Below are 19938 nucleotides of genomic sequence, written 5' to 3' on the forward strand. Positions count from 1 at the left end.
CATGGTTGCTGCCATGCAGTGGTGGAAATTTAGTATTCCTGCCTGATGGGCGACAAATGATGAATCCTTGAGTAAGATGAATTGATTTCATCCATAAGGCCCGGGATCCCATGTTCGCCACGCTACCGGTGACGGCGCTGCGCACCTTCGAGGCGGCCGCCCGGCTGCTCAGCTTCAAGCTGGCCGCGGCCGAACTGGCCGTCACGGCCACGGCCGTGTCCCATCAGGTCAAGGCGCTGGAACGCCACGTGGGCTACGCCCTGTTCGAACGCGTGCCGCGCGGCGTGCGCCTGACGGAGAAGGGCGCGCGCCTCTTCGCGGGCGTGCATGGCGCCTTGCTCGATGTGGCGCAGACCCTGGACGCCTTGCGCGCCGCGCCGGCCTCGGGCGCGCTGACCCTGTCGACCACGCATTCGTTCGCGGCCTTGTGGCTGGTGCCGAGGCTGGGGCGCTTCCATGCCGCGTTCCCGCAATACCAGCTGAACCTGAACACCAGCCCCGAACCCGTGGACCTGCTGCGCGACGCCAGCATGGACCTGGCCATCCGCTACAGCCGCGCGCGCTGGCCCGGGCTGCACGCAGCCTGTACGCTGCAGGAATGGTTCGGCGTCTATGGCGCGCCCGCGCTGGTTGCGCGGCCGGGCAAGCGCGCGCCGTCGCTGGTCACGGTGCGCTGGCGCGATTCGCAACTGTACGATCAGGGCTGGCAGGACTGGTGCGAGGCCGCCGGCCTGCCTTCCTGGCGCACGCCGGCGGCGCTGCATGCCTACGAGGAAGAGCACTACGCGCTGCAGGCCGCGATCGCCGGCCAGGGGCTGGTGCTGGCCAGTTCCGTCATGGTGTCGGACAGCGTGGCGGCGGGCACGCTGGTGGCGTACCGGCCCGAGATCAGGGTGGCGGGGGCGGCCTATACCGCGCTGTGCGCGCCGGGCCGCGAACGCCATCCGCCGGTCAAGGCGTTCTTGGGGTGGCTGCGCAAGGAATTCGAGGCACGGGCATGAGGCAGGTCTCCCAACTGATGCGCAGCGGCAGTTTGAACGGCTACGTCGAGCTGGTCGAGTCGCTGGGCCGGGATCCCCATGCCTTCATGCGCAGCGTGGGGCTGGAGGCCAGATTCCTGCAAGACCCGGAAATGCTGATCCCGCGCGACGCGGCACGCGAGCTGCTGGAAATCACGGCCCGCGCGACGCGCATCGAAGACTTCGCGCTGCGCCTGGCGGCGCGGCGCAAGTTATCGGCGCTCGGCCCCATCAGCCTGGTGCTGCGGGAGGAAGCGACGCCGAGGCAGGCGCTCGATACGCTGTGCCGCTACCTGAAGCTGGTGAACGCGTCGCTCATCATCCGGGTTGAAGACACCGGCGGGCTGGTGATCATCCGCGAAGACCTGCTGCCCACGCCCGGATTGCAGATGCGGCAGTCGGTGGAGTTGGCGGTGGGCACCATGTTCTGCATATTGAGCGAGCTGATCGGGCAGCAGTGGCAGCCGCTGGAGGTCTGCTTCTCGCACCGGCCACCTGAGGACGTTACCGCGCATCGCGCCTTTTTCAGGCGCAACGTCAAATTCAACCAGGAATTCAACGGGCTGGTGTGCTCGTCCGCCGATCTGTCCAGGCCGCGGGAGCAGGGCGATCAGGTGGCCGCCGGCCTGGCCCGCAAATACCTGGAAGCGGCCATGACCGGCCGCGGCGAAAGCGCGCAGGAGACCTGCCGGCGGATCATCCTGGCGCTGCTGCCTGGCGGCGCCTGCTCCGCGCCGGAGGTGGCGCGCTTTCTGCACGTCGACCGCCGCACGCTGCATCGCCGCCTCGGAGCGGAAGGCCTGTCTTTCAGCCGCGTGCTGGACGAGGTGCGCCGGGACCTGGTCCAGCACCATTTGCGCGAGAGCGATCTGCCGCTGGGCGAGGTGGCGGAATTGCTGGGCTTCTCCAGGCCCAGCAGCTTCAGCCATTGGTTCCGCGACCAATTCGGATGCAGTCCCTCAGCGTGGAGCAGGGCGGGTCCGGCCAGGCCGGCCTGAATGCTGTCCCAAATTGACAAGTTTATGTCCCAGAATAGCAAGTAAGCGCGCGCAGAGCGATGGATACTTGTGGCCATAGACCAGACATTGCGCTTTCCAGGAAAGGGAACCCGCGCATCAGTCCGGCAAAGAGCCAGGAGACAAAGATGAAACTGCATCAATACGCGCGTTCGGCCTTGGCGTTGGCCGGATGGTCGCTGGCGTTCAGCGTCTGGGCTGCGGACGGCAAGCCCTTGCGCGTCATCGTGCCGGGTCCGGCAGGCGGCACCGTGGACATCGCCGCCCGCGTGATCGGGCAGCAGGTGTCGGCCGACACCGGCCGGCCGGTCATCATCGAGAACCGGCCCGGCGCGACCGGATCGATCGGCCTCAGCGCCATGCTGAAGGCCGACCCCGACGGCAACACGATCGCGCTGGGGCCGAGCAATATGCTGGTCGAAGCGCCGCAGGTGATGAAGGTGCCATACGACCCGCTCAAGGACATCGTGACCATCGCCCGGGTTGCGTACACCAGCTATGCGCTCGTCAGCGCCGCCGACTATCCGGCCAAGGATTTCCAGAGCCTGGTTGCGCATCTGAAGGCGCGCAAAGGCAAGTCGTCTTTCGCCAGCTACGGAACAGGCACGGTGTCGCAGTATTCGGGCCTGATCTTCAGCAGCCAGGCCGGGCTGGACATGCAGCACGTCGCCTACACGGGGTCGCCGCAGGCGCTGCAGGACGTCATAGGCGGCCAGGTCGACATCATGTTCGACGGCATGGTCACATCCTTGCCCCTGATCAGGAGCGGCCGGCTGCGCCCCTATGCGGTCGCCGGGAAAAACCGCTACAGGGATCTGCCCGAGGTGCCGACGATGACCGAACTGGGCTATCCGGAGATCCAGTTCCAGGGGCAGGTTTGTTTTTATGGTTCGAGCAAGCTGCCGTCCGATGTCCTGGTCAGGCTCCAGGCCGTCATCAGCAAGGCGGCGGCCGTGCCGGCGGTGCAGCAGAAGCTGGCGGACGTGGGGCTGGAGCCCGACGTGAACATCGACAGTGCCGCGCTGCTGGCTGAAAACAGGCAGACCTCGCAGCGCAACGCCGCCATCGTCAAGAAGTTCGACATCCGGGCCAACTGACCCGCCTTCCATTGCTTTCAGCGCCGCGCCTTTAGGGGCGGCCGGCACGCGCCGGCACGCCCGTGGACCACGCGCGCCGGTATTCCCGCGCTTCCCTCATGTAGCGCGATCCACGCAGTCTTCACCCACCCAGTCGGAGCACCCTCGCCATGAACTTTCTAGACGGCCACCTGTATCCCGAAAACCAGCAGCCCCTGATCATCACCGCCGCGCCCTATGCGCCGGGCTGGATACCCTCGGACTTTCCGGAGGATATTCCGGTATCCATGCAGGATCAGATCCAGAAGGCGGTGGATTGCTATGAAGCCGGCGCCACCGTGCTGCATCTGCATGTGCGCGAGGCCGACGGCAAAGGCAGCAAGCGCCTCTCCAAGTTCAACGAGCTGATCGCCGGGGTGCGCGAGGCCGTGCCCGAGATGGTCATTCAGGTGGGCGGCTCCATCAGCTTCGCGCCGGAAGAGGGGCAGGCCGCCAAATGGCTGAGCGACGACACCCGGCACATGCTGGCCGAACTGACGCCCAGGCCCGACCAGGTGACGGTCACCGTCAACACCTCGCAGATGAACGTCACTGAACACGCAGGCGAGGATGATTTCCGGGGCGTGTCTCGCGGCTTTCCCCACCTGTACTCCACCTACAAGGACATGGTCGTGCCCGCGAATCCCAGCTGGGTCGAGGAGCATATCCGGCGCCTGACCGCAGCCGGCATCCAGAGCGAGTTCCAGTGCTACAACATCAACAGCTTCGAAACCATAGAACGCATGATCCGCCGCGGTGTCTACAAAGGGCCGCTGGTGATGAACTGGGTGGCCATCAGCGGCGGCATGGACCAGGCCAATATCTACAACCTGGCCAACATGTTGCGCGCGGTACCCGACGGCGCCGTGGTCACGGTAGAAAGCTCCGTCCTCAACGTGCTGCCTGTCAACATGATAGGCATCGCCCTTGGCCTGCACGTGCGCTGCGGCATCGAGGACGTGCTCTGGAACCAGTCCCGCACGGGAAAGATGAGTTCCGTCGAGCAGATCAGGCAGCTGGTGCGCATCGCCGGCGAGTTCGGCCGCCCCATCGCTACGGCGCAGCAGGCGCGCGAGATCATGAAGATCGGCGTCTTCTACGAAACGGCCGAAGAAACGCTGCAGGCCAACGGCTTCGCGCCCAACCGCAACGGCGGCAACCAAGGTTTCCTGCGCAAGCCCGTCTGACGCTTTCCGCCGGGCCGCGCGCGTCCGCACCATGATCCAGGATGAAAACATGACGATCTCATTGACCCGTAGGGAACTCTTGCTGGGCGCGGCGGCGTCGCTGGCGAGCCGTCTGGTGTTGGCGCAGGGCGGCGGCGATTGGCCGGCGCGACCCGTCAAGGTAATCGTGCCGGGCGGCGCGGGCGGAGTGTTGGACACGCTGGCCCGGCAGCTGTACGCACGGCTGAACGACACGCTGGGCCAGCCTTTCGTCATAGAGAACCGCCCGGGCGCGAACGGCTTGATTGGCTCGTCCGCGGTCAAGAATGCCGTGCCCGACGGCTACACCATCCTGCACAGCACGGCTTCGTCGATGGTGATGGCCGAAGCGCTGAATCCGGCCTTGCCAGTGCAGACCCTGCGCGACCTGGAACCCGTTGCGCTGTCTTCCGTGGGAGGCGTGCTGCTGGTGGCGCATGCTTCGGTGCCGGCCAGGACCTTGCCCGAGCTGGTGGATCTGTTGCGCCGCGAGCCAGGCAAGTACCAGTCCTACGGCAGTTGGGGCATGGGGTCCAACGGACACCTGACCATGGAGTGGATCAAGCAGCGCGCGGGGCTGAGCATCAACCACGTACCCTACAAGACCACGCCCGCGCTGCTGACGAACATCGTGTCGGGCGAGATTCCCGTGGGCTGGGTCGACGTGGTGTCTCCCCTGGGTTTCATCGAGCAGGGCAAGCTGCGCGGTATCGCGCTCACGGGCACCGTGCGCAGTCCCAGGCTGCCGGACGTGCAGGTGTTGTCGGAACAGGGCTATCCCTTTACCGCTGCGGGCTGGCAGGGTGTTTTTGCGCCCAGGAACACGCCGCCCGAGGTGCTGGAGCGCCTGCATGCGGCCATCAATCATGAACTGGAACAGCCGGCGTTCCTGGATGCGCTGCGCCAGGCCAACGTGCCGCCATCCGCTGCCGTCAGCCGCCAGGCGTTCGCCCAGACCATCACGCAAGACCTTGCCGCCTGGCGCAAGATCGTGGTGGACGGAAACATCAAGGCCGAGTAAAGCGCCATGCAGATATCCTCCCATGCAGACAAGATAGGCCGTCTGTTGCGGCTGCGCGAACGGCTCGATCCCTTGCGGGATTTCGAGCTCTGGTACTGGACCTGTCTTACCGCGGGCACCAATATCTGGAACGCATCGCTGCACGCCGCAGGCCTCACCAGCGAGGACCGCGCTTTTTCCACCATTCCTGGCGTGCATGTGGTGCCGCAGGCGGACGGCGGCTGGCGCAGGGAACTGCGTGGCCCCGGCGACGTAAGCCACGTGGGCTGGCCCGCCATTGCCGGTGACCTGCCGCAGCCTGTCCAGCGCCTGGAGGCCGCCTTGCACGCATTGGAGGAACATCGCGACCCCTGCCTGCGCGGCGACCGCAAGCCGACCCAGGCCATCGTCGATGATTGCCAGGACGCGATGTCGCAGGCCATCTCCGTTTACCGGACTCTGGTCCGTCCGGAGGTGCGCCCATGATTGCGGAACTTCACCGCGACAAGGCGGAGCGCATCGAAGCCTCGCTGGCCCGGTTGGGCGACGAGGACTGGGAGATCCGGATCGAGGCGGCCATGCTGGCGGGCACGCATTGGATCAACTTCGCCTTGCACCAAGCGGGCGTCAGCGAGGCGTCCGAGGACATGGTGCACGCTTCCATGTGCATGGTCAGCGTCCTGCGCAAGTACCGACTTGCGGCGCCGGAACTGATCGAGGCGCTGGAGGAGATCGAGGAGCTTCGTCCGCTGTACGTGCGAGGCGACATGGACGGCGCGGCGCGGGCGGCGCGTCGCGCGCTGGAATTGCTGGGCTTCATCGGGGAGCGCGCGCGCAGGCTGGCCTGAATCCGGCGGCCTTGCACGCTTGTGCGCAAGGCCGGAGAGAGGATTGACGCGCCCCTGCGTGCGCTTCTACTCTCTCCCGACAATCAGCGCGGAGGCCGCCAGGCGTGAATCGATTCCATGAAATGAGCGTGTTCCTGGCGGTGGCCGAGGCGCAGAGTTTCGCCGCGGCGGCGCGGCGCCTGGAAATGTCGGCGCCCACCGTCACGCGCAGCGTTTCGGCGCTGGAGCGGCGGCTGGGCGCCTTGCTGCTGGTGCGCACCACGCGCAGCCTGCGTTTGACCGAGGCCGGCCAGCGCTATGCCGACGACTGCCGCCGCATCCTCGATGAGGTGGAGCAGGCCGACGATGCCGTCGCCGGCGCCATGGCCGCGCCGCGCGGCGCGCTCAGCATCACCGCGCCCGCGTTCTTCGGCGAATTGCACGTGATGCCGGCCGTGCTGGGCTATCTGCGCGTGCACCGCGAGGTCTCGGTGCGCACGCTGCTGGTGGACCGCGTGGTGAACCTGCTGGACGAGCGCGTGGACGTGGCGGTGCGCATCGGCGCCTTGCCGGATTCCACGCTGACGGCGGTGCCGGTGGGGCAGGTGCGTCGCGTGGTCTGCGCCGCGCCCGCCTTCCTGCGCGAACATGGCGTGCCGCAGGACCTGGAGTCGCTGGCGCGTTTTTGTACGGTCACCGCGGCCATGGAGGGGCGCACGCCGCAATGGCGCTTCCAGCAGGACGGCCAGCCCAGGAACCTGCGCGTCGATTCGCAGCTGACGGTCACCTCGTTCCAGGCCGCGGTGCTGGCGGCGTGCGAGGGCTGGGGCCTGACGCAGGTGGTGTCGTACCAGGTGGCGCGGCACCTGGCCAGCGGCGCCCTGGAGGTGGTGCTGCGCGACTTCGAGCTGCCGCCGCTGCCCGTGCACCTGGTGTATCCGGAAGGCCGCAAGAGCTCCGCCAAGGTGCGCAGCTTCGTCGAATTCTGCGTCGAGGCCTTGCGCCGCGACCTGGCGGCGCTGCCCGCGTAGCGCCCCAGCCCGCGGCTGCGCCCGCAGGAGCGCATGGAGGGACAGGGCCACGCCCCGTTTCTTTCATCCCAAGCAAGAGTGTCTTGCAGACGCTGGCCGTTCACGCGCGGCCGGCGCCGGTCCAAGATGGAACCTGTATCCGACTTGGAGCCCACTCATGCAAACCGCCCAGACCCCTGCGCTGACGTTCTACAGCTTCCCCCTGTCCGGTCACGCCCATCGCGTCGCCCTGATGCTGTCCCTGCTGGAGGTGCCGCACCGCAAGGTGGATGTGGACCTGCGCGGCGGCGAGCACAAGCGCCCCGCATTCCTGGCCCTTAATTCCTTTGGCCAGGTGCCGGTCATCGACGACAACGGCGTCGTGGTGGCCGATTCCACCGCGATCCTGGTCTATCTGGCCAAGCGCTACAACGGCCAGGCCTGGCTGCCGGAGGATCCCGCCGGCGCGGCAGCGGTGCAGCGCTGGTTGTCGGTGGCCTCGGGGCAACTGGTGAACGGTCCGAACGCGGCGCGCCTGGTGGTGCTGTTCGGCGCGTCCCATGACGTGGACAGCACGTTGGCCCGCGCGCATGCCTTGCTGCAGGTCATGGACGGCGAACTGACGGCGCGCGATTTCCTGGCGGGGGCGGCGCCCACCATCGCGGATGTGGCTTGTTATGCCTACGTGGCGCACGCGCCGGAAGGTAATGTGTCGCTGGAAGCCTATCCTCACGTGCGCGCCTGGCTGCGCCGCATCGAAAGCCTGCCGCGCTTCGTGCCCATGCCCAAGTCGCCCGTGGGCCTGCTGGCTGCCTGAGGGCGCGCGCCGCGCAAGGAGAATGCCATGGCCATCGCAGAACCTGTCGCCGTCCCGCCGTCACCGTGGCATGCGGGCGAACGCCTGCTGCAACAACAGGCGGGCGTCGCCGAACGCATGGCAGTGGCGGGACCCAAAGTCATCCGCGACTACATGCCGGACCAGCACCGCATCTTTTTCGAGCAATTGCCCTTTGTGGTGGTGGGCGCGGTGGACGGGCAGGGCGATCCCTGGGCCGGCGTGCTGGAAGGCCTGCCGGGTTTCGTGACCTCGCCCGATCCGCGCAGCCTGCGTGTGTCCGCGGTGCCGGACGCCGACGACCCGCTGCTGGCCGGCCTGGGGCCGGACCGGCAGCTGGGCCTGCTGGGCATCGAGCTGCACACGCGCCGGCGCAACCGTGCCAACGGCCGCATCGCGGCCTGGGACGGCAAGCGTTTCGAGGTGGCGGTGACGCAGTCCTTCGGCAACTGCCCGCAGTACATCCAGGCGCGCGAGTTCCAGTTTTCGCGGTCGCCCGCCTTGCGTTTTCCCGGCACGCCGCAAGAGCGCAGCGGGCTGGACGACGCGGCGCGGGCGCTGATCGCCCGGTCCGACACGTTTTTCGTGGCGACCTATGCGGACGAGGGCGGCCGCAGGGTCGATGTCTCGCATCGCGGCGGCAAACCGGGATTCGTGCGGGTGGATGGCGACGTGCTGACCATTCCCGATTTTTCCGGCAACCGCTTCTTCAACACCTTGGGCAACATGGTGCTCAACCCGCGCGCCGGGCTGCTGTTCATCGATTTCGAGCGCGGCGACGTGCTGCAACTGACCGGCGCGGCCGAAGTGGTGCTGGACAGCCCGGAGATCGCGCAGTTCGATGGCGCCGAACGGCTGTGGCGGGTGCATGCGCGCCGGGTAGTCCGCCGGCCCGGGGCGCTGGCCTTGCGTTGGCGCTTCGATTCCTATTCGCCGATCGCGCTGGCGACCGGGCAGTGGCCGTCCGCAGCGAGAGCTACGTAGGCCGGACCTAGCCCGCCAGAGCGGTCTTCTGCACCACCGCGTCGTCCGGGCCGAGCAGGCGGCCGTCCTGCGCCCGGATTTCCAGCTTGCGCACCGGTTGGCCGCGCTTGCGGTCTATCAGCGTCGAGTGGGGTTCGGCGGCGCCGTAGTAGTGCTCTTCGCCCCATTGGCGCAAGCCCACGATCACCGGGAAGAGCGCCCGGCCTTTGTCCGTCAGCACGTATTCCTGGTAGGCGCTGCCATCCGAGGCCGGCGCCACTTCCAGGATGCCATGCGCCACCAGCGTGCGCAGGCGGTCGCTGAGGATGTTCTTGGCCACGCCCAGGCTTTTCTGCAGCTCGCCGAAACGCCGCAATCCATCGAAGGCGTCGCGCACGATCAGCAGCGACCACCAGTCGCCGATCGCGTCCAGGGAGCGTGCCACCGGGCAGGCGGCGCCTTCGAGACTAGTGCGTTTGACCATATCGGATCCTCGCTGAGGGGAATGACGGCAATGGGTGGCAACGGCTGCTTTGTCGAAATTTCGGTTGCATTATAAAACCTTCAAACCTACTATTCTGGTTTTATAACGCAACCAAATTGGAGTAAGACATGCCTGCTCGACCAGAACCCGCCGACCCCGCATCCCCCGGCCCGATGCCCAGATCCCTGGTGATGCTGCTGGCGGTCGCCTGCGCCCTGAGCGTGGCGAATGTGTATTACGCCCAGCCCCTGCTGGATGCCATCGGCCGCGAGTTCGGTATCGCCGAAGGCGCAGTGGGCATCGTGGTCACGGCCACGCAGCTGGGCTGCGCGCTGGCGCTGCTGTTGGTGGTGCCGCTGGGCGACCTGCTGGACCGGCGGCGCCTGATGCTGGGGCAACTGGCATTGCTGGTGCTGTCCTTGGTGGCGGTGGCGCTGTCGGCCGGTACGCCCTGGTTGCTGATGGGCATGGTGGCGCTGGGCCTCTTGGGGACCGCGATGACGCAGGGTCTTCTGGCCCTGTCCGCGGCGCTGGCCGCGCCGGGCGAGCGCGGCCGCGTGGTCGGCGCGGCGCAGGGCGGGGTAGTGATCGGCCTGCTGCTGGCGCGCACGCTGGCCGGGGCCGTGGCGGACCTGTGGGGCTGGCGCGCGGTCTACGTAGTGTCGGCGGCGCTGGCCGCCGTGCTGGCCTTGGTGTTGGCACGGCGTCTGCCGCAACGCCGGCTGCCTGCGGTGGAGATGGGCTATTGGGCCTTGCTGCGCTCGCTCTACGGCCTGCTGGCCACCGAGCGCGTGCTGCGCGTGCGCGGCATGATCGCGCTGCTGATGTTCGCCGCCTTCAGCGCCTTCTGGACCGCGCTGGTGCTGCCCCTGAGCGCGCCGCCGCATTCCCTCACGCACAGCGCGGTGGGCGCGTTCGGGCTGGTGGGTGTGGCGGGCGTGCTGATGGCGGCGCGCGCCGGCCGGCTGGCGGACAGCGGGCAGGGCGAGCGGACCACGGCCGTGGGGTTGGCGCTGCTATGCCTGGCCTGGGTGCCGATTGCCTTTCTGGATCAGAGTCTGTGGCTGCTGGCGTTGGGCGTGCTGGTCCTGGATATCGCTCTGCAGGCGCTGCACGTGACTAACCAGACCATGATCTTCAGCGTGAATCCGCAGGCGCATAGTCGATTGGTCGGCGGCTACATGATGTTCTACGCGGTGGGGAGCGGGTTGGGGTCTATCGCTTCGACTGCGGTTTATGCTCAGGCGGGCTGGCTGGGGGTGTGCTTGTTGGGGGCGGGTATCAGTGTTGTGGCGCTGGCGTTCTGGGCGGTGACGTTGCCGCGTGGTGAGCGTTTGGCTGTTGGTTCTTAGGATGCTTGTCGTGGGGTTCTTTAGACGCCTGTCGCGTCGTGGGCTCGCGATGCGCGGGGCTGCGATTGCGGTCCGGAGCCTTCGCTCCGGACTTGCCTCGGCGGCCCCCCCCTTCGTCATCTTCGTCCTCGCCTTCGGCGACTCCTTCAGATTCCCTCGGGCTTATCGACGCCCCGCGCATCGCGAGCCCACGACGCGACAGGCTCGGCTGGTTGAATCTTCACGGCCGCTGGGGCGGGTGGTGTGCTTGGCGTTTTGGCCACGGTCGGTGGGGTGTTGGCGTGTCTTGCGGGGCCCGCCCCAGGCCGGCCGCGCGGGCGGCCTCTTGGGGCTTACGCGGCGTCTTGCGTCGCGCGATGGCGCTGCGCGCGGGTGACGAGGGCGTTCTCGTGGTGACGCGCGCGGCTGGCGAGAGCCAGGTTTGAATTTGGTGGGCGCTGCGTTCGGGTTGATGGCGAAGCGCACGGGTTGGCCAGCAATCGTCATTTCAACGCGGGTGCCGGATGGGTGGCGCGCGTCCGGGTCTGCATGCGCAAGCGGCTACGCGCCGCGCGCCACCCATCACCGCCTATTCCCCCATGAGCTGGGGAGCAATAACAAATCAGTCATCGCATTCGCGTAAGCGAACACAATAGAAATTCAAGAGATCACGTATGTCATTATCGGCCGCCCGCGCGGCCGATAATGACGGGCAGCCCAAGCATCGTCCCTGACCACGGCTGCAGCAGCGCTCCAAGCGAAGATTCAAGTAGCTCGTCGGCGCGGGCGCCTGAGTGGCGGGCAACCTCGATGCGCCCGAGGGAATCCGAAGGCAGCCGCCGCAGGCGGCAACGAGGATGACGAAGGGGCAGTCCGGAGCGAACGCTCCGGACCGCAATCGTGGGCGCCCGCCACTCAGGCGCCCGCGCCGGCGAGCGGCCTACGAAGCACTGGAACGCGACTCCGAAGCCAATCCCCAACGAGAGCTCAGACGAGACCCTCACGCATGAAGGGCCCGTAATGCACCACAAACAGCTACGGCTGCACTTCATACTCCCCAGATCCCAGCACCACCGCCGCAAGCCCCGGCGCCTGGCTCAGCTTATGCAGCGCATAGCATTGCGCGGTCGCGATCTTGGCGTCGTGGAAAGCAGGGTCTTCCTGGCGCAGGTCCAGGCTGGCCAGCAGCGCGCGCGCCATCTGCCATCCGGCCAGGGTGGTGCCCGCCAGCAGCAGATACGGCACGGCGGCGGCAAACACGGCGTTGGGGCGGCTGGCGGCGTTGGCCAGCACGAAGTCGATGGCGTCGGCCAGGGCCGCGCGGGCCTGGCGCAAAGGTGTCAGCATCAGGCGCGCGGCGGCTTCGCTGCGGGCCTCCAGCGCCGCTTCGGTCTTGGAGACTTCCGCCAGCAGGGCGCGGGCTACGGCGCCGCCGTCGCGCAGGGTCTTGCGGCCCACCAGGTCATTGGCCTGGATCGCCGTGGTGCCTTCGTAGATCGTCAGGATGCGCGCGTCGCGGTAGTACTGCGCCGCCCCGGTTTCCTCGATGAAGCCCATGCCGCCGTGTACCTGCACGCCCAGGCTGGCCACGTCGATGGACATCTCGGTGCACCAGCCCTTGACGATGGGCACCAGGTATTCCTGCACCGCCAGGTGGCGCTTGCGGGCCTCGGCGTCGGGGTTGGCGTGCGCCTGGTCGGCGTGGCCCGCGGTGTAGTAGGCCAGCGCGCGGCCGGCCTCGGTCAGCGCGCGCATCGTGCCCAGCATGCGGCGCACGTCCGGGTGCTGGATGATGGGCACCGCGTCCTTGGACGAACCGTCCACCGGACGGCTCTGCACGCGCTCGGCGGCATAGGCCAGTGCGTGCTGGTGGGCGCGGTCGGCGACGGCCACGCCCTGTACGCCGACTGCGTAGCGGGCGGCATTCATCATGATGAACATGGCGTCCAGGCCGCGGTTCTCCTGGCCCACCAGATAGCCCAGCGCGCCGCCCGCGTCGCCGAATTGCAGCGTGCAGGTGGGGCTGGCCTTGATGCCCAGCTTGTGTTCGATCGACACGCAATGGACGTCGTTGCGCGCGCCCAGCGTGCCGTCTTCGTTCACCAGGAACTTGGGCACAAGGAACAGCGAAATGCCTTTGACGCCTTCGGGCGCGTCGGGCAGGCGCGCCAGCACCAGGTGCAGGATGTTCTCGGCCAGGTCGTGCTCGCCGTAGGTGATGAAGATCTTGGTGCCGGAGATGCGGTAGGTGCCGTCGCCCACGGGCTGCGCGCGCGAGCGCACCATGGCCAGGTCCGAGCCCGCCTGCGGCTCGGTCAGGTTCATGGTGCCGGTCCAGCGTCCGGAAATCATGGGCTCGATGAAGCGCTGCTTCAGTTCGGGCGAACCGGCAGTCAGCAGCGCCTCGATCGCGCCGTTGGTCAGCAGCGGGCATAGCGCGAACGACAGATTGGCGGCGTTCAGCATTTCGGAGCAGGGCGAGCCGATCAGGCCCGGCAGGCCCTGGCCGCCGTATTCCACCGGATGCGTCATGCCCTGCCAGCCGGCTTCGGCGTACAGGTTGAACGCCTGCTTGAAGCCCGGCGAGGTGGTGACGGCGCCATCGCGCCAGGAACTGGGTTCGCGGTCGGCGGGGTGGTTCAGCGGGGCCAGCACGTCGGCGGTGTAGCGGGCGGATTCCTCCAGCACGGCCTGAGTGGTGTCGGGCGTGGCTTCCTCGAAACCGGGCAGCGCGGCGACTTGCGGCAGGCCGGCAAGATGGTTCAGCACGAACAGCATGTCTTTGACGGGGGCTTGGTACGTCATGGCGTCGGAGCTCCTGGATGGGATGGGGACGAGGGATTCAGCCGGCCTTGCCGGGGCCGGCCACGTCGATGGCCTGGGTCGCGCCGACGGCGGCGCGCAGTTCGAATTTCTGGATCTTGCCGGTGGAGGTCTTGGGCAGTTCGCCGAAGCGCACCGCGCGCGGCACCTTGAAGCCGGGCAGCAGCAGCTTGCAGTGCGCGATGATCTCTTCGGCGGTGGCGCTGCAGCCGGGCTTGAGCTCGACGAAGGCGCAAGGGGTTTCGCCCCACTTGGGATCGGGCATTGCCACGACTGCCACCGCCGCCACGGCGGGATGGCGGTAGAGCGCGTCTTCCACTTCGATGCTGGAGATGTTTTCGCCGCCGGAAATGATGATGTCCTTGCTGCGGTCCTTGATCCGGACATAGCCGTCGGCCGTCATCACGCCCAGGTCGCCGGTGCGGAACCAGCCGCCGGCAAAGGCCTGATCGGTGGCGCGTTCGTTCTTCAGGTAGCCCTTCATGCAGATGTTGCCGCGGAACATGACCTCGCCCACGGTCTGCTCGTCGGCCGGCACCTCTTCCATGGTGTCGGGATTGCGCACGGACACGCCGGCCTGCAGGTGGTAGCGCACGCCCTGGCGCGCATTGCGCAGCGCGCGTTCTTCCTCGTCCAGCGCGTCCCAGGCTTCCTGGCGGGCGCACACGGCTGCGGGTCCGTAGACTTCGGTCAGGCCGTAAACATGGGTCAGTTCAAAGCCGATGTCGCGCATCTTGGCGATGACGGCGGGCGCGGGCGCGGCGCCCGCCACCATGGTGCGCACGGTGTGGTCGATGCCGGCGCGCATCTCGGCCGGCGCATTGGCCAGCGCGCTCTGCACGATGGGCGCGCCGCAATAGTGGGTGACGCCTTCATCGCGGATCAGGTCGAACACGGTCTGCGGATCGAACTTGCGCAGGCACACGTTGACGCCGGCGCGCGCGGCCACGGTCCAGGCGAAACACCAGCCGTTGCAGTGGAACAGCGGCAGCGTCCACAGATAGACCGGATGCTTGGGCATGTCCCATTCGAGGATGTTGCTGATGGCGTTGAGGTAGGCGCCGCGGTAGTGGTAGACCACGCCCTTGGGATCGCCGGTGGTGCCGGAGGTGTAGTTCAGCGCGATGGCGTCCCATTCGTCGGCAGGCGGCTTCCAGTCGTAGCGGGCGGGGGCGCCTGCCAGGAAGGCTTCGTAATCGACCGCGCCGGGCAGTTCGGCGGCTGCGCTGTCCAGGTCATGCACCGAGATGAGTTTGAGATGCGGGAACTCGGCCCGTGCGCGCTGGGCGACCTCGGCGTACTCGGTGTCCACGATCAGCGCCTGCGCTTCGCCGTGGCCCAGCATGAACAGCACGCTGGGCGTGTCCAGGCGGGTGTTCAGGGTATTGAGCACCGCGCCCAGCATGGGCACGCCGAAATGGGCTTCGACCATGGCGGGAATGTTGGGCAGCATCACGGCCACGGTGTCGCCGCGCTTGATGCCGGCTTGCGCCAGCGCGCCGGCCAGGCGCTGGGCGCGCTCGTAGGTCTGGGCCCAGTTGCGCCGCACCTTGCCGTGGACGATGGCCAGCCGCTGGCCGTAGACCTGCGCCGCGCGGGCGATGAAGTCCACCGGGGTCAGGGCTTCGTAGTTGGCGTCGCGGCGCTCGAGGCCGCGGTCGAACATACCGCTCATGCTTGTCTCCAGTTGGGACGCGCAGGCGTCCCTTATCCATCTGCGGGGCGTTTGATCCCCGTCGCTTGCCCTAGCTTACGGGGCCGCCGAAAATACTGTCTGTCACCTGCATGACAGACCGGCGGCCAACCTGGCTTTCCCAAGTTTTACACAGTTATTCCCATGTCCGACGTTTCAAACATCGTTTCCGCTGCGGAACTGGCCAGCCTGTTCGAGGCGTGCGCCTGGTTCGCTGCACTGGAGGCCCGCCACCAGGACCTGGTGCTCGCGACGTCGCGCGCCGAACACGTGGCCAACGGCGCCTGGATCGCGCGGCGCAACGCGCCCTCGGACTATTGGCTGGGGGTGCATTCGGGCCTGTTGAAGCTGGCCATCTACAACGAGTCGGGCCGCAGCTGTACGTTTTCGGGCGTGCCGCCGGGCGGCTGGTTTGGCGAGGGCAGTGTGATCAAGCGCGAACTGCGCAAGTACGACGTAGTGGCGATCCAGCCGTCGCTGGTGTTGCAGGTGCCTACGGCCACCTTCCATGCGCTGTTGTCGGCCAGCCTGCCGTTTTCGCATTTCGTCATCGGCCAGTTGAACAACCGCATGGGCGAGTTCATCGCCTCGATCCAGAACCACCGTTTGCTGGATGCGGACGCGCGCGTGGCGCAGTCGCTGGCGCAGCTGTTCAATCCGCAGCTGTATCCGTCCACCGATCTGACGCTGGCGATTTCGCAGGAAGAACTAGGCTATCTGACGGGCCTGTCGCGCCAGCGGGTCAACCAGGCGCTACAGACGCTGGCGGACCAGGGCATTCTGGCGCTGGCCTACAACCAGATCAAGGTGCTGGACCTGGACCGTCTGCGCCAGTACGGCCTGGACCAGCTCTGAGGGCGCTGGATCAGGCGCCGCGCAAGGCGCGGGCCAGTGCCGCGCGCGCCAGGATGCGGGTCGAATCCAGCGTGGGCAGGGCGGCGTTGCCATCGTTCAGCACCAGCGGCAATTCGGTGCAGCCCAGCACCACGGCATCGCAGCCGGCGTGGCGCAGGCGTTCGATCACGGCTTGCAGCCGGGCCACGGATTCCGGCTTGAACACGCCAAGCACCAGCTCGTCCATGATGACGCGGGCCAGGGTGTCGCGGTCTTCTTCGGACGGCCGCAGCCATTGCAAGCCGCGCGCTTCCAGCTGATCCGGATAGACGCTGCTGTCCACCAGCCAGCGCGTGCCCAGGATACCGATGCGGCGATAGCCGCGCGCCTGGGCCTCGGCCGCGACTTCCTCGGCGATATGCAGCCAGGGCAGGGGCGATTGCGGCAGCACATGCGCCAGCGCTTGGTGGATGGTGTTGTCCGGACAGATCAGGAAATCCGCGCCGGCGCGCGCCAACTTGCCGGCCGAGGACAGCATCAGCGCGCCCACGCCGGCCAGGTCGGTCCGGTCCAGGCAGGCGACGTAGTCCGCCAGCGAATGCGTGTGCAGCGAAATCTCCGGGTGCGCGTGCGGCCCCAGGCGTTCGGCGCCTTCCGCGCACAGGGTGCGATAGCAAAGCGCGGCGCCTTCGGCGGAGCAGGCGACGATGCCGATGTGCAGGGGCGTGCCATTCATTCGGCGGACTCCTTGCTGGATGCGCGCACGTGGCGGGCGATGTCGAGAAAGCTTGCCGCCATGGCGTCCTGCTGCGCCTGCGGCAGCCGCGACAGGAACAGCTCGTCGACAGCGGGACCGTAGACCTGCCACATCTCGCGGCGCAGCGCGCGCCCCTTGGGCGTAAGGCGGGCGTAGGTGGCGCGGCGGTCCTCGTCCGAGCGGAAACGTTCGACCAGGCCCTCGGCCTCGAGGCGGTCCATCAGGCGGGTCAGGTTGTAGCGCGCGATCACCATGCGCTCGGCGATCTCGAACATCCTGGCCGTGCCCTCGGGGGCGCGCTCCAGCGCCCACAGCGCGTCATACCAGGCCAGCGGCGGCAGGCCGGCGGCGGACAGGCGCTTTTCGATTTCTTCCACCACCAGCGCATGCGCGGTCAGGAAGAGGCTCCACGCATCGGGTTTGCCCCTGGCCATGCGGTCGATTCCTTTGAAAGAGGTGGGAATGCAGCGGCTGATTGTAAGAGGGCGAGGCTGTCCGCAGAGCATCAAGAAGGGTCCAAATAACCCTGTTGCAGTTATTTATACCCTTGATTGCGGCGGTCAAATCCACCCACTGAAATGCAACGCCATGATTTGAATGGGAATTTTCCTGGCACGAAATTCGCATAAGGGTACGTACCCCAAAACCGCAACACTGGAGGGCGTTCCCATCATGGGTCCGTATCGGAAATTATGGTTCACCTTGATCGCCGTATTGGCGGTCACGTTCGCATTGCTGGGCTTCTACGGCGGCGAGGTCTATCGCCAGGCGCCGCCGATACCCGGCCAGGTCGTGACGGCCGACGGCAAACCGCTGTTCGGCCGCGACGACATCCTGGACGGCCAGACGGCCTGGCAATCGGTCGGCGGCATGCAGCTCGGCTCCGTCTGGGGGCATGGCGCCTACCAGGCGCCGGACTGGACGGCCGACTGGCTGCACCGCGAGCTGACGGCCTGGCTGGACCTGGCCGCGCGCGAACAGCACGGCCAGGACTATGCGCAGCTGGACGCGCGCGCCCAGGCCGCGCTGCGCGCCGACCTGAAGGCCGAGTACCGCGCCAACCGCAGTGATGCCGCGACCGATACGCTGACGGTGAGCCCGCGGCGCGCTCGTGCCATGGCGCAGACCGCGGCCTACTACGACCAGCTGTTTTCCGACGCGCCCGCGCTGCACCGCAGCCGCGAGAATTTCGCGATGAAGGAAAACACCTTGCCCGACGCCGCGCGCCGCACCCAGCTCACGCACTTCTTCTTCTGGACGGCGTGGGCGGCGGCGACCGAGCGCGAAGGCAAGAACGTCACCTACACCAACAACTGGCCGCATGAACCCCTGATCGACAACGTGCCTAGCGCCGAGAACGTCATGTGGTCCATCATCAGCGTGGTGGTGCTGCTGGCGGGCATCGGCTTCCTGGTCTGGGCCTGGGCCTTCCTGCGCGGCAAGGAAGAGGACGAGCCGCCGGCGCCGGCCAAGGATCCGCTGACCACCTTCCCCCTGACGCCTTCGCAGCGCGCCCTGGGCAAGTACCTGTTCCTGGTGGTGGCGCTGTTCGGCTTCCAGGTGCTGCTGGGCGGCTTCACTGCGCACTACACCGTCGAAGGGCAGAAGTTCTACGGCATCGACGTGTCGCAGTGGTTCCCGTATTCGCTGGTGCGCACCTGGCATATCCAGAGCGCGCTGTTCTGGATCGCCACCGGCTTCCTGGCCGCCGGTTTGTTCCTGGCGCCGCTGATCAACGGCGGGCGCGACCCGAAGTTCCAGAAGGTGGGCGTGGACATTCTGTTCTGGGCGCTGGTGCTGGTGGTGGTCGGATCGTTCACCGGCAACTACCTGGCGATTGCGCAGATCATGCCGCCGGACCTGAACTTCTGGCTGGGCCACCAGGGCTATGAATACGTGGACCTGGGCCGCCTGTGGCAGATCGGCAAGTTCGCGGGCATCTGCTTCTGGCTGGTGCTGATGCTGCGTGGCATCGTGCCCGCGCTGCGCACGCCGGGCGGCGACAAGAACCTGCTGGCGCTGTTGACCGCCTCGGTCGGCGCCATCGGCCTGTTCTACGGCGCCGGCTTTTTCTACGGCGAGCGCACCCACCTGACGGTGATGGAGTACTGGCGCTGGTGGATCGTGCATCTGTGGGTGGAAGGTTTCTTCGAAGTCTTCGCGACCACGGCGCTGGCCTTCATCTTCTCCACGCTGGGCCTGGTGTCGCGCCGCATGGCGACCACAGCCAGCCTGGCCTCGGCTTCGCTCTTCATGCTGGGCGGCATACCCGGCACCTTCCATCACCTGTACTTCGCCGGCACCACCACGCCGGTGATGGCCATCGGCGCCAGCTTTTCGGCGCTGGAAGTGGTGCCGCTCATCGTGCTGGGGCACGAGGCCTGGGAGAACTGGCGCTTGAAGACCCGCGCGGCCTGGATGGACAACCTGAAGTGGCCGCTGATGTGCTTCGTGGCCGTGGCCTTCTGGAACATGCTGGGCGCGGGCGTCTTCGGCTTCATGATCAACCCGCCGGTGTCGCTGTACTACATCCAGGGCCTGAACACGACGCCGGTCCATGCGCACGCGGCCCTGTTCGGTGTGTACGGCTTCCTGGCGCTGGGCTTCACCCTGCTGGTGCTGCGCTACATCCGTCCGCAGTACGCGCTGAGCCCCGGCCTGATGAAGCTGGCGTTCTGGGGCATGAACCTGGGCCTGGCGCTGATGATCTTCACCAGCCTGCTGCCGGTGGGCCTGATCCAGTTCCATGCCAGCATCAGCGAGGGCATGTGGTACGCCCGCAGCGAAGCCTTCATGCAGCAGGAACTGCTGAAGAACCTGCGCTGGGGCCGCACCTTCGGCGACGTGGTGTTCCTGCTGGGCGCGCTGGCCATCGTGATGCAGGTGATCCTGGGCCTCTTGAGCGGCAAGCCCGCGCAGGCCGAGCCGCGTCTGCAGCCCAAGGCGGCGCGCGGCTAGCAACTCGTCCCGGGGGGGGGGGGGGGGGGGGGGGGGGGGGGGGGGGGGGGGGGGGGGGGGGGGCGTAT

General features: G+C 67.3%; 18 protein-coding genes. 13 read left to right on the forward strand and 5 right to left on the reverse strand.

The features are described from left to right. The first annotated feature begins 110 nt into the window (after positions 1-110). From AC3WOB_RS14910 to AC3WOB_RS14955, 10 genes are all read left to right on the forward strand, one after another. On the forward strand, positions 111-1001 hold the full coding sequence (locus AC3WOB_RS14910) for a LysR substrate-binding domain-containing protein (protein ID WP_013393011.1): 891 nt from the start codon (positions 111-113) through the stop codon (positions 999-1001). Further along, a complete protein-coding gene (locus AC3WOB_RS14915) occupies positions 998-2017 on the forward strand; it encodes an AraC family transcriptional regulator (protein WP_013393012.1) in 1020 nt (339 codons plus the stop codon). The genes AC3WOB_RS14910 and AC3WOB_RS14915 overlap by 4 nt, the downstream gene beginning before the upstream one ends. 146 nt (positions 2018-2163) lie before the next feature. After that, on the forward strand, positions 2164-3132 hold the full coding sequence (locus AC3WOB_RS14920; RefSeq protein WP_013393013.1) for a Bug family tripartite tricarboxylate transporter substrate binding protein: 969 nt from the start codon (positions 2164-2166) through the stop codon (positions 3130-3132). Between the two features lie 149 nt (positions 3133-3281). Beyond that, positions 3282-4337: a beta-keto acid cleavage family enzyme gene (locus AC3WOB_RS14925; RefSeq protein WP_013393014.1), complete on the forward strand. Its 1056-nt coding sequence runs from the start codon at positions 3282-3284 to the stop codon at positions 4335-4337. A 49-nt stretch (positions 4338-4386) separates the two neighbouring features. Continuing rightward, the gene (locus AC3WOB_RS14930) at positions 4387-5376 is read left to right on the forward strand and encodes a Bug family tripartite tricarboxylate transporter substrate binding protein (protein ID WP_013393015.1); all 990 of its coding nucleotides are present in this window, start codon (positions 4387-4389) and stop codon (positions 5374-5376) included. Positions 5377-5382: 6 nt separating this feature from the next. Continuing rightward, a complete protein-coding gene (locus tag AC3WOB_RS14935) occupies positions 5383-5841 on the forward strand; it encodes a hypothetical protein (protein ID WP_013393016.1) in 459 nt (152 codons plus the stop codon). After that, a complete protein-coding gene (locus AC3WOB_RS14940) occupies positions 5838-6203 on the forward strand; it encodes a hypothetical protein (RefSeq protein WP_013393017.1) in 366 nt (121 codons plus the stop codon). The genes AC3WOB_RS14935 and AC3WOB_RS14940 overlap by 4 nt, the downstream gene beginning before the upstream one ends. Positions 6204-6307: 104 nt before the next feature. Then, positions 6308-7213 (forward strand): LysR family transcriptional regulator, encoded by a 906-nt coding sequence (locus tag AC3WOB_RS14945; RefSeq protein WP_013393018.1) that lies wholly within the window; start codon positions 6308-6310, stop codon positions 7211-7213. A 157-nt stretch (positions 7214-7370) separates the two neighbouring features. Then, positions 7371-8009 carry a glutathione S-transferase family protein gene (locus tag AC3WOB_RS14950; RefSeq protein WP_492275439.1) on the forward strand — a complete coding sequence of 213 codons (639 nt, stop codon included), beginning with the start codon at positions 7371-7373 and terminating at the stop codon, positions 8007-8009. Positions 8010-8036: 27 nt separating this feature from the next. Continuing rightward, complete coding sequence (locus AC3WOB_RS14955) at positions 8037-9011, forward strand: pyridoxamine 5'-phosphate oxidase family protein (protein WP_492275440.1); 975 nt, start codon at positions 8037-8039, stop codon at positions 9009-9011. 7 nt (positions 9012-9018) lie between these two features. Here the strand turns inward: AC3WOB_RS14955 and AC3WOB_RS14960 are convergent, their stop codons facing one another. Next, on the reverse strand, positions 9019-9474 hold the full coding sequence (locus AC3WOB_RS14960; protein ID WP_013393021.1) for a winged helix-turn-helix transcriptional regulator: 456 nt from the start codon (positions 9472-9474) through the stop codon (positions 9019-9021). Positions 9475-9602: 128 nt separating this feature from the next. Between AC3WOB_RS14960 and AC3WOB_RS14965 the strand changes: the two genes are divergently transcribed. Next, positions 9603-10826: an MFS transporter gene (locus AC3WOB_RS14965; protein ID WP_492275441.1), complete on the forward strand. Its 1224-nt coding sequence runs from the start codon at positions 9603-9605 to the stop codon at positions 10824-10826. Positions 10827-11840: 1014 nt separating this feature from the next. On the opposite strand, the gene AC3WOB_RS14970 is transcribed toward AC3WOB_RS14965, so the two are convergent. Continuing rightward, positions 11841-13610, reverse strand: a complete 1770-nt coding sequence (locus tag AC3WOB_RS14970) for an acyl-CoA dehydrogenase (RefSeq protein WP_492275442.1) — start codon at positions 13608-13610, stop codon at positions 11841-11843. A 37-nt stretch (positions 13611-13647) separates the two neighbouring features. Further along, complete coding sequence (locus AC3WOB_RS14975) at positions 13648-15303, reverse strand: acyl-CoA synthetase (protein ID WP_492275443.1); 1656 nt, start codon at positions 15301-15303, stop codon at positions 13648-13650. A gap of 162 nt (positions 15304-15465) precedes the next feature. On the opposite strand from AC3WOB_RS14975, the gene AC3WOB_RS14980 reads away from it, so the two are divergent. Then, a complete protein-coding gene (locus AC3WOB_RS14980; RefSeq protein WP_492275444.1) occupies positions 15466-16176 on the forward strand; it encodes a Crp/Fnr family transcriptional regulator in 711 nt (236 codons plus the stop codon). A 10-nt stretch (positions 16177-16186) separates the two neighbouring features. Here the strand turns inward: AC3WOB_RS14980 and AC3WOB_RS14985 are convergent, their stop codons facing one another. Both AC3WOB_RS14985 and AC3WOB_RS14990 read right to left on the reverse strand, forming a co-directional pair. Further along, entirely contained in the window at positions 16187-16891 is a 705-nt protein-coding gene (locus tag AC3WOB_RS14985; protein WP_492275445.1) for an aspartate/glutamate racemase family protein, read from the reverse strand. Next, positions 16888-17346, reverse strand: coding sequence for a MarR family winged helix-turn-helix transcriptional regulator (locus AC3WOB_RS14990; protein ID WP_492275446.1), 459 nt, complete (start codon positions 17344-17346; stop codon positions 16888-16890). Before AC3WOB_RS14990 ends, AC3WOB_RS14985 begins: the two co-directional genes overlap by 4 nt. Positions 17347-17584: 238 nt before the next feature. Here AC3WOB_RS14990 and AC3WOB_RS14995 point away from each other — a divergent pair, with 238 nt between their 5' ends. Further along, entirely contained in the window at positions 17585-19870 is a 2286-nt protein-coding gene (locus AC3WOB_RS14995) for a nitric-oxide reductase large subunit (protein ID WP_492275447.1), read from the forward strand. The last annotated feature ends 68 nt before the right edge of the window (positions 19871-19938 follow it).

The organism is Achromobacter sp. FW305-C-30-7, assembly GCF_058783105.1.

Coding starts and splice junctions, on each gene's coding strand:
- AC3WOB_RS14910 (WP_013393011.1), top strand. CDS start 111: ATGTTCGCCACGCTACCGGTGACGGCGCTGCGCACCTTCGAGGCGGCC.
- AC3WOB_RS14915 (WP_013393012.1), top strand. CDS start 998: ATGAGGCAGGTCTCCCAACTGATGCGCAGCGGCAGTTTGAACGGCTAC.
- AC3WOB_RS14920 (WP_013393013.1), top strand. CDS start 2,164: ATGAAACTGCATCAATACGCGCGTTCGGCCTTGGCGTTGGCCGGATGG.
- AC3WOB_RS14925 (WP_013393014.1), top strand. CDS start 3,282: ATGAACTTTCTAGACGGCCACCTGTATCCCGAAAACCAGCAGCCCCTG.
- AC3WOB_RS14930 (WP_013393015.1), top strand. CDS start 4,387: ATGACGATCTCATTGACCCGTAGGGAACTCTTGCTGGGCGCGGCGGCG.
- AC3WOB_RS14935 (WP_013393016.1), top strand. CDS start 5,383: ATGCAGATATCCTCCCATGCAGACAAGATAGGCCGTCTGTTGCGGCTG.
- AC3WOB_RS14940 (WP_013393017.1), top strand. CDS start 5,838: ATGATTGCGGAACTTCACCGCGACAAGGCGGAGCGCATCGAAGCCTCG.
- AC3WOB_RS14950 (WP_492275439.1), top strand. CDS start 7,371: ATGCAAACCGCCCAGACCCCTGCGCTGACGTTCTACAGCTTCCCCCTG.
- AC3WOB_RS14955 (WP_492275440.1), top strand. CDS start 8,037: ATGGCCATCGCAGAACCTGTCGCCGTCCCGCCGTCACCGTGGCATGCG.
- AC3WOB_RS14960 (WP_013393021.1), bottom strand. CDS start 9,474: ATGGTCAAACGCACTAGTCTCGAAGGCGCCGCCTGCCCGGTGGCACGC.
- AC3WOB_RS14965 (WP_492275441.1), top strand. CDS start 9,603: ATGCCTGCTCGACCAGAACCCGCCGACCCCGCATCCCCCGGCCCGATG.
- AC3WOB_RS14970 (WP_492275442.1), bottom strand. CDS start 13,610: ATGACGTACCAAGCCCCCGTCAAAGACATGCTGTTCGTGCTGAACCAT.
- AC3WOB_RS14975 (WP_492275443.1), bottom strand. CDS start 15,303: ATGAGCGGTATGTTCGACCGCGGCCTCGAGCGCCGCGACGCCAACTAC.
- AC3WOB_RS14980 (WP_492275444.1), top strand. CDS start 15,466: ATGTCCGACGTTTCAAACATCGTTTCCGCTGCGGAACTGGCCAGCCTG.
- AC3WOB_RS14985 (WP_492275445.1), bottom strand. CDS start 16,891: ATGAATGGCACGCCCCTGCACATCGGCATCGTCGCCTGCTCCGCCGAA.
- AC3WOB_RS14990 (WP_492275446.1), bottom strand. CDS start 17,346: ATGGCCAGGGGCAAACCCGATGCGTGGAGCCTCTTCCTGACCGCGCAT.
- AC3WOB_RS14995 (WP_492275447.1), top strand. CDS start 17,585: ATGGGTCCGTATCGGAAATTATGGTTCACCTTGATCGCCGTATTGGCG.